At 37.9% G+C, this 13,941-nt stretch carries 10 protein-coding genes and 2 pseudogenes; 4 read left to right on the forward strand and 8 right to left on the reverse strand.

The features are described from left to right. Positions 1 to 35 precede the first annotated feature (35 nt). From trpA to RBQ60_RS07805, 8 genes and pseudogenes are all read right to left on the reverse strand, one after another. Positions 36 to 806, reverse strand: a complete 771-nt coding sequence (trpA, locus tag RBQ60_RS07770) for a tryptophan synthase subunit alpha (RefSeq protein WP_307885928.1) — start codon at positions 804 to 806, stop codon at positions 36 to 38. After that, positions 799 to 1,983 (reverse strand): tryptophan synthase subunit beta, encoded by a 1,185-nt coding sequence (trpB, locus tag RBQ60_RS07775; protein ID WP_307885990.1) that lies wholly within the window; start codon positions 1,981 to 1,983, stop codon positions 799 to 801. The genes trpA and trpB overlap by 8 nt, the downstream gene beginning before the upstream one ends. A 72-nt stretch (positions 1,984 to 2,055) precedes the next feature. Next, a pseudogene (locus tag RBQ60_RS15455) lies at positions 2,056 to 2,538 on the reverse strand (phosphoribosylanthranilate isomerase); the annotation flags it as partial. Continuing rightward, the gene (gene trpC / locus RBQ60_RS07785; RefSeq protein WP_307885929.1) at positions 2,535 to 3,269 is read right to left on the reverse strand and encodes an indole-3-glycerol phosphate synthase TrpC; all 735 of its coding nucleotides are present in this window, start codon (positions 3,267 to 3,269) and stop codon (positions 2,535 to 2,537) included. The gene trpC and the pseudogene RBQ60_RS15455, both read right to left, overlap by 4 nt. Then, positions 3,259 to 4,278, reverse strand: a complete 1,020-nt coding sequence (gene trpD / locus RBQ60_RS07790; protein WP_307885930.1) for an anthranilate phosphoribosyltransferase — start codon at positions 4,276 to 4,278, stop codon at positions 3,259 to 3,261. Before trpD ends, trpC begins: the two co-directional genes overlap by 11 nt. Further along, positions 4,275 to 4,850 (reverse strand): anthranilate synthase component II, encoded by a 576-nt coding sequence (locus RBQ60_RS07795; protein WP_307885931.1) that lies wholly within the window; start codon positions 4,848 to 4,850, stop codon positions 4,275 to 4,277. The genes trpD and RBQ60_RS07795 overlap by 4 nt, the downstream gene beginning before the upstream one ends. Next, entirely contained in the window at positions 4,851 to 6,314 is a 1,464-nt protein-coding gene (locus RBQ60_RS07800) for an anthranilate synthase component I family protein (RefSeq protein ID WP_307885932.1), read from the reverse strand. Between the two features lie 722 nt (positions 6,315 to 7,036). After that, a pseudogene (locus RBQ60_RS07805) lies at positions 7,037 to 7,186 on the reverse strand (transposase); the annotation flags it as partial. Positions 7,187 to 7,747: 561 nt separating this feature from the next. On the opposite strand from RBQ60_RS07805, the gene RBQ60_RS07810 reads away from it, so the two are divergent. The 4 genes from RBQ60_RS07810 (at position 7,748) to RBQ60_RS07825 (ending at position 13,572) form a co-directional block, all read left to right on the forward strand. Further along, on the forward strand, positions 7,748 to 8,935 hold the full coding sequence (locus RBQ60_RS07810; protein WP_307885933.1) for a Kelch repeat-containing protein: 1,188 nt from the start codon (positions 7,748 to 7,750) through the stop codon (positions 8,933 to 8,935). A gap of 960 nt (positions 8,936 to 9,895) precedes the next feature. Continuing rightward, positions 9,896 to 11,461: an acyl CoA:acetate/3-ketoacid CoA transferase gene (locus tag RBQ60_RS07815; RefSeq protein WP_307885934.1), complete on the forward strand. Its 1,566-nt coding sequence runs from the start codon at positions 9,896 to 9,898 to the stop codon at positions 11,459 to 11,461. Between the two features lie 16 nt (positions 11,462 to 11,477). Next, positions 11,478 to 11,927, forward strand: coding sequence for a VOC family protein (locus tag RBQ60_RS07820; protein ID WP_307885935.1), 450 nt, complete (start codon positions 11,478 to 11,480; stop codon positions 11,925 to 11,927). Between the two features lie 154 nt (positions 11,928 to 12,081). Then, positions 12,082 to 13,572, forward strand: a complete 1,491-nt coding sequence (locus RBQ60_RS07825) for an L-lactate permease (protein WP_307885936.1) — start codon at positions 12,082 to 12,084, stop codon at positions 13,570 to 13,572. The last annotated feature ends 369 nt before the right edge of the window (positions 13,573 to 13,941 follow it).

Genomic DNA, 13,941 nt, shown 5'->3' on the forward strand with positions numbered 1-13,941 from the left:
TATGGGGATGCTCCTACCATAATCGTATAACTAATCTAATTTAAGCTACGTTTCATTTTTGCCACATAATTAGCAAGAGGAGCTTCGGCATTTTGCCCATATTCCTCAATGATTTTTACAATGGCACTGCCCACAATCACACCATCGCAAAAGTTGGAAATTTCTTTCACTTGCTCCGGGGTTGAGATACCAAAACCAACGCAAATAGGAATATTTGAAGCAGCCTTGATGGTTTGCATCATCATCTGAAGGTCTGTCGTGATTTCCTTTCTGACACCGGTTACACCCATAGAAGAAACAACATAGATGAAACCCTTGCCTTGCTGTGCAATCATGGAAATTCTATCCTCCGACGTTGGCGCAATGAGAGAAATGAGGTCAACCTCATTTTCATTTGCATAAGGCAAAATCTCAATTTTTTCTTCAAAGGGTAAATCAGGAATAATAATTCCATCTATGCCTACGGCCCTACATTTTTGAAAGAATTTTTCATAGCCATAGGAAAAAACAGGGTTTAAGTAGGTTAAAAACACCAAGGGTACGTCTGTTTTCTGCCGCACACGCTGCACCATATCGAATATTTTATCAGTTGGGGTGCCTGCGTTTAAAGCCCGAATGTTTGCACGCTCTATGACCTTGCCTTCGGCGATTGGATCGGAAAAAGGAATGCCAATTTCAATTAAATCAGCGCCTGATTTTTCCATTGTTAGGATATATTGTTCGGTTTTTTCAAGGCTTGGATCTCCTGCAGTTAAAAATGCGATAAATGCTTTGCCGTTTTTGAATGCGTTATTAATTTTACTCATGAAAATGAACCCCCTTATGTCTTGCGATGGCAGCTACGTCTTTATCTCCTCTGCCTGATATACAAATAATAATGACACTGTCTTTATCCATTGTTGGTGCAACCTTTTTGACATAGGCAAAGGCATGGGCAGATTCGATTGCCGGAATAATGCCCTCTGTTTTGGAAAGATATTCAAAGGCATCAATTGCCTCATCGTCGGTGATGGGTACATAGGTTGCTCTGCCTGTATCATGGAGATTTGCATGCTCGGGACCGATGCCCGGATAATCCAGCCCTGCGGAGATGGAATAAACCGGGGCAATTTGTCCGCATTCGTCCTGACAGAAATAAGATTTCATTCCATGAAATACGCCCAAGGTTCCATTGGCAATGCTTGCGGCATTTTTATCGGTATCCACGCCATGGCCTGCTGCTTCGCAGCCCACAAGTTGTACCGATAAATCGGGGATAAAATTATAAAACATACCCATTGCATTACTGCCACCGCCAACACAAGCTACCACCATATCGGGAAGTTTATTCTCTGCCTCTAAAATCTGAGCCCTTGCTTCTTGGCTGATAACACTTTGAAAATCACGTACGATGGTTGGAAAGGGATGAGGCCCCATAACGGAACCCAAAACATAGTGAGTATCATGAACCCTTGCAGTCCATTCACGCATGGTTTCGTTTACGGCATCCTTTAAGGTTTGCGTACCGCTTTTAACTGTGTTTACCTTTGCACCTAATAGTTCCATTCTAAAAACATTTAACGCTTGTCGTTGGGTGTCCTCCTTACCCATGAAAATTTCGCATTCCATGTCTAGCAATGCCGCGGCGGTTGCCGTTGCAACCCCATGCTGACCTGCACCAGTTTCAGCAATGACTCTGGTTTTTCCCATTTTTTTCGCAAGAAGAACTTGCCCCAGAACGTTGTTGATTTTATGAGAGCCTGTGTGGTTCAAATCCTCTCGTTTAAGATAGATTTTTGCACCGTCTAAATCCTTGGTCATTTTTTCGGCATAATATAAAAGAGAGGGTCTGCCTGCATAGTTATTTAAAAGCTCATGTAACTCAGCTTGAAATGCCTTATCATTTTTATAAAATTCATATTGTTGCTCCAAATGAATGATTTCATTCATCAATGTTTCAGGGATATATTGCCCGCCATGTACTCCAAATCTACCTTTTGTCATTTTTACACTCCTCACAATTTCCATTATTTTTTTCTTATCTTTCACGCCATTTGTTTCAACGCCACTTGAAATATCAATCCCAAAAGGGCAGAAGCTCTTTGCTTGAGCGATGTTTTCTATATCAATTCCACCAGCAATGAAAAAAGGCTTTTCTGTTTTTGGGATGCGCATCCAATCGAAGGACTGCCCACTTCCGGCGATTGCAGAATCAAACAAAAGAAAATCTGCATTTAGAGGGATTTTTTCCCCTATACGCAGTGCCTTGATGACAGGCACATTTAATTTTTCTATGTAAGCTTCTGTTTCTTTTCCATGTAATTGAACCACATCAATAATTTTTTCGTCTATTGCTTTTTGCACTACTTGGATGTTTTCATCCACAAACACACCAACAGCTTGAATATGAGGATTTAACCTCGCTTTCAATTTTTTTGCCTGAGATAAGGTGACCTGACGCTTGCTTTTTGCAAAGACAAAGCCAATATAATCAGGCAGTGACTCATTTACAAAGTCAATATCCTCCTCTCGAAACAGACCACAAATTTTTATCTTCATAATAAGCTCCTTAGTTTTGACATCATTGCAACCTTATCCTTACTTCTCATAAGGGTTTCGCCAATCAACACGCCGTCTACGCCATAATCAGAAAGAAGCTTAATATCTTCGGGGGTTTTAATTCCGCTTTCTACAACATACAAAACATCATCTGGAACATACGCTCGCAAGGATAGCGAAGTTTTCATATCTACTTCAAAAGTTTCCAAATTTCGGTTGTTTACCCCCACGATTTTTGCACCGCAACGTAAGGATTTTTTCAGCTGGGGCAGACTGTGGCTTTCTACTAAGACAGATAACCCTAGGGATTCTGCCAGATTGAGAAAAGCTTTCAGTTTTTCTTCTTCTAGAATTTCTGCAATCAACAGTACAGCAGATGCACCGCAAAGTTTCGCTTCGTAAATTTGATATGGATCAATAATAAAATCCTTTCGCAATGTTGGTGTTTTTACGGCACTACTGACTTCTTTTAAATATTCGATGCTGCCTTTGAAAAATTTCGGCTCGGTGAGGATGGAAATGGCAGCAGCACCTGTCTGTTCATACTCCTTGGCAATGGACAGGTAAGGGAAATCTTCGGCAATCACCCCCTTTGAAGGGGAGGCTTTTTTAATTTCGCAAATGAAGGACATTCCATCCTGTTCTAGGGCTTTTTGAAAAGGAAAATCGAACTGGGATTTAATGTTATCCATTCTTTTTTGTGTGTATTCCATAATTTTATCAAGAAACATATGTCACCTCATTTGACATTTGAATGAATTTTTCCAGCTGTTTCATGGCTTTACCGCTATCAATGATTTCTTCAACTTCTTTGATGGCATCTTCTAAAGAAATTTTTTTTGAAATATATAAAGCGGCGGCGGAATTTAGAACAACTGCATCACGCTTTGGACTTTTTTTACCCCGTAAAATTTCTTTGATGATTTGTGCATTTTCTACGGCATCGCCGCCTTCCAGTTCCGATTTATCACAACGGGTAAAGCCAAACTGTTCTGGCGTGATTTCATAGGATTTCACCCAGCCGTTTTTCACTTCACAAACTGCGGTGGGAGAGGAAAGAGAAATTTCATCCAGACCATCCAGACCATAAACCACCATTGCGTTTTTTACACCTAGATTGCAAAGTACCTTGGCAATCGGCTCCACCAAAGCCTTCTTATAAACACCCAATAACTGCATGGTTGCTCCCGCAGGATTGCAAAGAGGACCTAGAATATTAAAAACAGTACGAATGCTTAGCTCCTTGCGGATGGGTGCCACATATTTCATTGCAATATGATAGTTTTGAGCAAACATAAAGCAAAGCCCAATTTCCTTGAGCAACTTAGCACTTGCCTCGGGAGGAATTGTTATGTTCACACCAAGGGCTTCCAAAACGTCTGCCGCACCGCATTTACTGGATGCGGAACGATTGCCATGCTTTGCAACGGGTACGCCAGCGGCAGAAACCACAATTGCCGAGGTTGTGGAGATATTGAAGCTATTGGAATGATCGCCGCCTGTGCCTACAATTTCAAGGGTTTCTTGCTCATGGAGGAGTTTGACGCAATGATTTCTCATACCAGCGGCGGAGGCTGTAATTTCTTCAATGGTTTCCCCTTTTAAAGATAGGGCAGTTAGATAGGAAGAAATTTGAACATTACTTGCTTTTCCACACATGATTTCGTCCATTACAGTATTTGCTTCGTTATAGGTTAAATCTTGCTTTTTGGATAATTTAATGACTGCTTCTTTAATCATTTATTTTTCACCTCCAAGAAGTTTTTTATGATTTTCTGGCCGTGGTTCGTAAGGATGGACTCGGGATGAAACTGTAAACCAAAAATGGGATATTCCATATGGGCGATTGCCATGATTTCTCCATCGATGGTGTTGGCGGTAATGGTAAGAGTATCGGGCAATGTTTCTTTTTTTGCGGAGAGGGAGTGATACCGTGCTACGTGAATAATACCAGGTACATCATTAAAAAGAGTGGAATTGATATTGAGCAGTGCTGTTGACTGTTTTCCGTGCATCAGATCCTTGGCATAGGAAACGGTGCCGCCGAATGCCTCGAAAATTACCTGATGTCCAAGACACACACCGAGGATTGGAATGCGGCTACCCAGCTCATTCACAACCTGAATACAGATGCCTGCATCCTTTGGCTTTCCGGGCCCAGGAGAAAGAACGATATGGGTAGGGGAGAGTGCCTTGATTTCCGCCACGGTCATTTCATCATTTCGGATTACTTTGATTTCAGGATTTATCCTACCCATCAATTGATAAAGATTATAGGAAAAGCTATCGTAATTATCGATTAACAAAATCATTTAAAAACCTCCCTCTGCTTTTTCAAGCGCAATAATCACTGCTTTTGCTTTATTTATACATTCCTCATATTCCTTTTCTGGAACACTATCGGCAACAATGCCTGCACCAGAACGAACAAATATTTTTCCGTTTTTTTGAAAGCAGAGGCGAATAGCAATGCAGGTATCCATATTTCCCTTGAAATCCAGATAACCTATTGCACCACCGTAAATCCCTCGTTTGTTATTCTCCAGTTCATTGATTACCTGACAAGCACGGATTTTTGGTGCACCGGAGAGTGTACCTGCCGGCAGAACGGCTTCAATGGCATCTATGGCACAAAGGTCTTCTCTGATTTCACTTTTTATGGTTGATCCGATATGCATGACATGGGAAAAACGCAGTACAGATTGATAATTTTCTACGGAAACACTGCCAAACTTGCTGATTTTCCCCAAATCATTCCGCCCTAAATCAACCAGCATATTATGCTCCGCAAGTTCTTTTTCGTCGGACAATAATTCTTTTTCCAGAGATTCATCTTCCTCGTCACTCAGACCTCTTTTTCTGGTGCCCGCAAGGGGAAAGGTATGTAAGATACCATTTTCCAATTTTACCAGAGTTTCGGGGGAAGCACCTGCCATTTCCATTTTGTCACTACCAAAGTAGAACATATAAGGTGAGGGATTTGTTGCTCTCAGGCAGCGGTAGGTATTGAAAAGGCTTCCTTCAAAATCTGCTTCTAATCGATTGGAAAGTACCACCTGAAAAATATCGCCTTCGTAAATATAATCCTTTGCTTTTTCTACCATTTGACAATATTCATGACAATTAAAAAGAGGCTTAAAGTCAGATTTTAGCGTGCCTTTCCATTCCGTTGTAATGGGATTGGTTTGAAGATAGTTTTTGATTTTTTCTATTTCCATGATTGCCTTTTTGTAGTCATCCTCAAGTGCTTCGGATTCGATATTTACAATTAGATAAAGGCGTTGCTTTAGGTTGTCAAAAACAATGACTTTATGAAAAAGCATAAGATCCATATCGTTGAAATTTTCTTCATCTTTAACATCCAGATTAATGGTTGGTTCACTATATTTGTTGTAGTCGTAGCCAAAATAACCAACCAATCCCCCTGTAAAAGGCGGCATATTTTCTAGGTTTGGAGATTTATACCAATTCATGAGGGATTTAAGGTAGATGCTGGGATTACCTAGAGAGACTTCTTCTTCTATGTCCTTTTTCACATGTATTTTTCCGTTGTTACAGGTGATTTCCATAATGGGATCGTAGCCCAAGAAGGTGTATCTGCCCCAGACTTTTGAATCTTCCACGCTTTCTAATAAAAAGCAATGGCTGGAAATAGACTTTAGGGCTTTTAGCACTGCCATGGGCGAGAACATATCCGAAGGCATTTCGCTGGTAATGGGGATGAAGTTGTAGTGCGTTGCAAGGTGTCGTGCTTGTTCTAGTGTTGGTTTAAACATATTCCATTCCTCCTAAAAAAAATAAAAAAAATCCCCCTCGGCTCACTTGCGTAAACCGAGGGGGATTTAGAGTTTCAATACGAGTATTTTTTCGCTTTAAAACGAACTATATTGAAAACTATATTCCTCTAATCCTCTGCACGACAAAGTGACCCTGTTTGAATTAACAGAGCTCCACCAACGCCATGTAAAAGATTTTGTAGAAATATAGTTCATTAAGAATTCACCACCATACTAAATTTTTCCATAATATAACATCGATTTATTGATGTGTCAAGAAGAAATTTTAATGAGTTTCATTTTATTTTTTATTTTTGAGGATAAAAGATAGGAAAAATGTTGATTGGATTGTATTAAAATACTTTTAGCAGGCAATAAAATCAATACAAACAATTACAAAAAATAGTCTTTTTCAAGAAAGAGTAGGTGAGAATATTTTAAAATGATGGCATTACTATTACTTATACTCCTCGTTATATTGCCTGATATTAAATTAACGAATACTTGCTTTATGCATAATTATGAAAAAATACAAGGCCGATATACCACTAACCATTTCGATGGCATAAGCAGTCTGGTAAAGAAAAGTTGATTCCTATAATTAAAAAATAAAACAAGCTGAAAGGAATAAAAGTACAAGTTCTGGTGTAAACTCAAAAATCTATTATAAGATAAGGTATAGTTACTAAGGGCAACCGATTTGGGAAGAAGGTCTTAGATTATATTACTTTGCCTAGGTGATGGTTGTATCCTTCAATAGCATTGGTTATATAAATAAGCCGTCTAACAGCTTCTGTGTACTTGAAATAGATGGATAAAGTCATCCAATGATTGTGCCATGACTTTTAGATTTTAGGATATTTGGCATCCCATACAAGTATTCTGCGAGAAAATATTAGTGCTGTAAAAATTATTGAGAAGCCTGAAAAGAATATCAGCTAAATCTGTATTTTTAGGACATAGCTCAAAGAACTATGAGTATATTCCTGATTTTGAAAGCCTGCCTTATGATATTAAAACTAATAAATTTTTGCATGGTTATGAAAAAATTTCAAAACAGGAAGATAAATATGATTCGAAATAAAGATGATATAGTGGAGGACTATTGAAATCTTATTATAGTAAAAATGGGAGGCCGTAATCATTTTGTGATTTTATCAGTCTAATGCTTAAATCTGTAACTTTGCAATAATATACTATATGATTTTAATTTTAAGATGTATAATTTATAAAAATACTTCAGAGGAGTTATATTTATGAATATTACATCTTTTTTTATATACTGCATTATTGTCAAGCTTTGTTATTCATACTACAATGCACTATCTACTTTAATAATAATTCATTCAACGGTTATTATGATTTACAAAAAATGTAAAATGTTTTATACTAGTATTAACGATCATACCGACAAATTACATGGAAGGGAGTTAATGATGAAAAAGATAATCGTTAAAATCTTGGGGATATTAGTAGTATGGACTTTATTCCTGCCAAGCACAAGTGCATGTGCTTACGAGGAAAAAACAAGCTGGAAAGAACTTGCTTCTATGCCCACTTCTAAATTCTCATTTCAATCAGAAGTAATTGATGGTAAAATTTATACCACTGGAGGTTGTTGGAACAGCGATTACACAAAAAATTTAGCACTCACAGAAGCTTATGACCCTTCTACAAATACATGGGCGAATCTAGCTTCTATGCCCGCTCGGTGGGAATTCGAAACAGAAGTTCTTGATGGTAAGCTTTACGTCATTGGAGGGACCAAGATGGATACTTGGGAACTTATTTCATCTACAGATGTTTATGACCCTTCTACAAATACATGGACAACGTTGACATCTATGCCTATAGCTCTGGCAGAGGTTGACGGCTTTCAGACAGAAGTTGTTAACGGTAAAATCTATGTCTTTGGAGTTATTCCAGACGGTACTTGTACATCAGTAACTGAAGTTTATAATCCCACCACTGATACATGGGCTATTTTGGCTCCTATGCTAACGCCTCGTGAGGGATGTCAAACAGAGGTCATTGACGGAAAAATTTATGTCATTGGAGGATATAGAGGTTTGCTCAAAATCGGGGGTGCTTCCAATGTCGATTCTCTTTCCTCTGCAGAAGTTTATGATCCTTCTACCGACAAATGGACGACGCTGGCTTCTATGTCAGAAACAAGGTGTTACCTTCAAACAGAGGTCATTGACGGAAAAATTTATGCCCTTGGAGGTTGGAACGTTAAGGTTGGAGATATCACAGGAAAGGTACTATCATCAACAGAAGTTTATGACCCTTCTACAAATAGATGGACGACACTGGCAGATATGTCCACACCTCGCCAAATTTTCCAAACAGAAGTCATTGATGATAAGATTTACGCCGTTGGTGGCTATGGCCCCTTTTACACTGATAATCAATTATTATCACCCTTAGATTATGATAATAGATTATCATCAACAGAAGTTTATGATCCGTCCACGAATAAATGGACGACGCTGGAAAATATGTCAAAAAAAAGATCTTGTCTTCATACAGAAGTAATTGATAAGGTCATTTATGCCATCGGTGGAGCGAATTCCACCTATTTGGAATCCTATGCTGTTCCTACTAGTGCAACAAAATAAACGTGACTAGTATTTCATGTAAGTGCCTCAAAAATGATATCTAGCAAATAAAGACTAGACATTATTTTTTTGAGGCACTTTTTTTGTTTATGAATCAGATTAACTAGTCTGAAAGTTCAACTGAGAAAGGAGGAATGGGAAGACATCAGTCTTTATAATTGTTTCTGCGTATCTGTGCCGGTTATAGCATAGGCCAGTGCTTTTTTAATTTCTCATTAGTGGTTGAAGAAACTGGAGGAACTAGGAAGGAGAAGCACTCCTTATATATTAGGGAATCTTAGATATTTTTCTGAAATAAAATAAGTTGCAAAGCTATCGATGTACACTGTCATTCATTATTTTTAGCGAAAAGTTAATGTAACAGAACAAAGAGAAATATAATGAAAGTTTGAAATTTATATAAGTATGAGGAAATCCTACATCGAATAAAAGTGAGAGGAAATTTTGTATTCAAATTGTCCTCTCACTTTTATTTATCAATAATGTAAGCGATTCAAAGGTATTTTTGCAAAGTTTCTTCAAACATGCTCATTTAGGAACCTACCCTTAGTAATCGGATGTGTTAATCTTGCAGACTCCATTCCGGTTTTTTGGTGAGATTATAAAGTTCTGACACAGGGAGCGATAAGGAAAGGAAGATATGTTGTCAAAAGAATTGCCTTTAATGTGGACAAGGCCTTACTCTTTGAATAATTCTGGGAAAGTTCTTTGAAATAAGTAATTTAAATTATGGTGGTGTGTTAGACAAACCATTTCCAGTTCAGTTTTTTAAAAATATTAAGCTTTTTCTTGAAAGATCTTGATTTTGGAAGGGTTATACATGGTTTTATTTTTAGTTGAATTAACTTGAAAAATAAATTCAAACCTTTCAATTTTAGTAAAGCTAATGCAAATTCGTTGTCTTTGTATTCACAAACTGCAACTGTATAATTTTATAAAAAAGGAGGTCAGATAACGAATATGAAAAAAATTACAGTATTGAAGCCGGATGAAGCAGTTAATCTGGTAAAGGATGGTGATGTATTAACGACTAGCGGTTTTGTAGGATGTGCAAATGCTGAGAGTCTTAATAAGGCATTAGAGGGAAGATTTTTAAGAACGGGTTCGCCAAGAGATTTAACGTTAATCTATGCTGCTTCCCAAGGAAATCGGGATGGCCGTGGTGCAGAACATTATGCACATAAGGGTTTGCTCAAAAGAGTGATTGCAGGGCATTATAACACGGCTCCAAAGTTAGCGGAGATGATAATTGCTAATGATATTCAAGGATACAATATACCTCAAGGAACGCTGCTTCATTTATTTAGAGATATTGCAGGGGGGAAACTTGGAACCTTAACAAAGATAGGCTTACATACTTTTGCAGACCCTAGAAATGGAGGTGGTTGCCTCAATAGTATAACAACAGAGTGTATGAGTAAGGTCATAGAAGTGGATGGTCAAGAGGTATTATTTTATAAAACTTTCCCTATTGATGTAGCGTTTATTCGTGGTACATACGCCGATGAATACGGCAATATATCCTTTGAAAAAGAAGTATCCCCTTTGGAGGGTACTTCTGTTGCACAGGCTGTATATAATAGCGGCGGCAAGGTCATTGTTCAGGTTGAAAAAGTTGTGCATGCAGGAACCTTAGACCCCAAATTGGTGAAAATTCCAGGAATATATGTTGAAGCCGTTGTTGTCGCCGAAAGAGACGGGGATCATCAGCAGTGCTTTGACTGTTCATACGACCCAGCTTTAACGGGAGAAGTGAGGGTACCCACTAACATGATCCCGACAATTCCTTTAAATACAAAAAAGGTGATCGGACGACGTGCAGCCATGGAATTAAGAAGTGATACAGTAATCAATTTGGGCGTTGGTATACCTGAATATGTTGCGGCAGTTGCTGGAGAGGAAGGAATTGGAGGCTATTTCACACTAACTGTGGAGTCAGGGCCTATTGGAGGGATTCCGCAGGGTGGAAAAAGATTTGGTTCTAGCTTAAACCCAGATTGTCTGATTGATCAACCATATCAATTCGATTTTTATGATGGTGGTGGTTTAGACTGTGCATTCTTAGGGTTAGCACAGGCGGACGAGGAAGGAAATATAAATGTAAGCCGTTTCGGCCCAAGAATTGCTGGTTGTGGTGGATTTATTAATATTTCACAGAATGCGAAGAGCCTTGTTTTTTGCGGAACCTTTACAACAGGGGGGCTGAGGGTATCGATTGGTGATGGCAAAATTAAAATTTTGCAGGAAGGCAAGCAAAAAAAATTCCTGAAGACTGTGGAACAAATAACCTTTAATGGTCCATATGCCGTACAAAAAGAACAATCCGTAAAATACATAACGGAAAGAGCGGTGTTTGAGCTGCGTAAAGATGGAGTTTATTTGACAGAACTAGCACCTGGTATTGATTTACAAACTCAAATTCTTGACTTGATGGACTTCACCCCAAAGATGGAAGATAATGTGAAAATTATGGACAGCGCTATCTTTAGAGATGAGTTAATGGGATTAAATAAAGAGCGTGAATGAATAAGGAGGATTTTTTATGAAACCTATGAGAATGCACCATGTTGGTATTGTAATACCTACAATTGAAAAAGCACAGGAAATTATGGACTTACTTGGCCTAACAATAGATTACACAGGTTATGTAGAAGCTTATGAGGCAGATCTGATTTTTACAAAGCATGGGGAGTTTGATTCACCTATTGAATTTATTATTCCTCAAGGAGGTGTATTAAAAGATTTTAATGAAGGTAGAGGTGGAATTGCCCACGTTGCATTTGAAGTTGAAGATGTCGAAGCTGTTGCGAAAGAGATGCAATCAAAGGGCAAGAAAATGCTTGAAAGTGCTTCTGTTCCTGGTACAGAAGATATTAAGGTGAATTTTTTAAGACCAAAGTATTCAAATGGAATATTATTTGAATTTGTAGAAACGGTGGGCCCAATTAACTATAGCTTCCAGAAGGAAGGAGAAGAAGGGGTCTCATTTTAACAGGAAATCCGGTACTGGATATTAAAACAAAAAGGCACTTTCAAAATTCACTCGGATTTCGCATGGATATTAAAGAGCTGCTTTACTTTGGAGGTGCCTTCATTTAAATGTTTTATATTTAGCCGTTCTTATTCATATTATATGGAGGAAAATTATGGATTCAAATTCTTTTTTACTTGCTTTAACTCCAATTATTATTGTTGTTATGGGGGTTGTTGTTTTAAAACTGCCAGCAATGTATGTTGCTGTATTTACGCTCATATACACGATTGAATTGGTTATGTTTGGTTTTAACCTCGATTTTTCTCTTGTGAAAACGCAAGTGATAGATGGTATCGTTGATGGTTCCAAAATGATATTTATGATTTGGGCAGCATTTTTAATTTTGAATATGCTTCTCAAAACCGGTGCAATGGATAAAATTAAGGAAATCATTACAAATCTTACGAGTGACAGAAGAAAACAGGTTATCATTATTGCATTTTGCTTCGGTGGCTTCTTGGAAGGTGTTGCAGGTGCTGGCACCCCCTCTGCGATTGCTGCCCCATTCCTTGTTGCATTAGGGCTACCTGCGTTGCAGGCTGCGATAGCGGCGCTAGTCTTTAATGGCATTGCAGCATCCTTGGGGGCAGCCGGTTTAACTACGATTGGTGGCTTTGCAGCATTTTTAGACGTTGTAGATGTAATGGATATCGGAATGTTCACATCTTTCATCCATTTCTTTGGAGCGATTTTAGCCCCATTTATTGTTCTATATATTTTGTATGGTAAAAAGGCCTTTGATAAAGGGATTGTAGTTTTCAGTTTGGTAACAGGAATTACTTATGGTGGTTTTATGGTTCTTGTAGCAACATTTGTCGGGGCTGAATTTCCAACTATCTGTGCGGGTATTTCATCATTACTTGTAGCAGTTGTGTATATAAAATTTATAGACAAAAATAAGCCTGTTGCTGAAGAATTTACCTTTAAACTAGATGAAAATGCCCCTAAAAGTAAAATCAATCCAGTCGTTGCTTTGTCTCCTTATTTAATTCTATTGGTATTGCTACCAGCGGTTAGATTTTTTGCCCCAGATTGGTTCATTGGCTTAGGTTTTGCTGTTTGGATTGGCATTACTATTTTCATTACTTGTTGCTTAGGTGCTATTGTGCTACATGATGTTAAAAGTATACCTTACTATATGGTGATTTCATTTAAAAGTGTTATTGGTGCTTTAATTGCGATGTGTGCCCTTCTTGCATTATCTAATCTAATGAATACCGCAGGTCTTCTATCAATCATAGCAAGAACACTGGCGGAAACAACAGGCGCTTTCTATCCGGCTGTTGCGGTATTGATTGGTTCGTTAGGTTCCTTTGTTACAGGAACAACGACAGGCTCGAATATTTTATTTGCACCTTTACATTACGAAGCAAGTAAACTTTTAAATATTAAAGTGGCACCCGTATTTGCAGCGCAAAGTGCAGGCGGTGCATTAGGAAATATGATCTGTACAAATAATGTTGTAGCAACTTGTACAACGGTTGGATTGCAAAAATCCGAAGGATTGGTTATGCAAAAGGTGCTTAAGCCCATATGTATCTTATGGGGTGTATATGCATTATTAGCATTATTTAATACATATATTTTGGCAGCTCACTTATAATATGGATTATCTTTAATTGAAATATCATTCTCTGTATATATAAAATAGTACACAGAAATTCTAAACAGATACTTAGAAATTAAAATAGCAAAAAAGAAAAAAGCTCCGTTGCTCCTACAAGGTTTGGTTTTATAAACTTTGTAAGCCGGAGTTTTTTTTACGAGAAATTTCTTTTAGGTTATGATGCAAATAGTAATTATGCTTACGTCTCTCTTTGAAATGTTAGCTAGAGACTGGGATTTATGGGATTTTGAATCTCTTAACAAACTTTCTAACTTCCATGCAGAAGGAGCCTTTTTATTTTTAATCAGATTTCATTTCTGGGTGAATTTTTAAAAGGATGAGTTTAAAATTATGAATTGTATAAAA

The organism is Anaerotignum sp. MB30-C6 (assembly GCF_030908465.1).
In the GTDB taxonomy this organism is placed as follows: domain Bacteria; phylum Bacillota; class Clostridia; order Lachnospirales; family Anaerotignaceae; genus Chakrabartyella.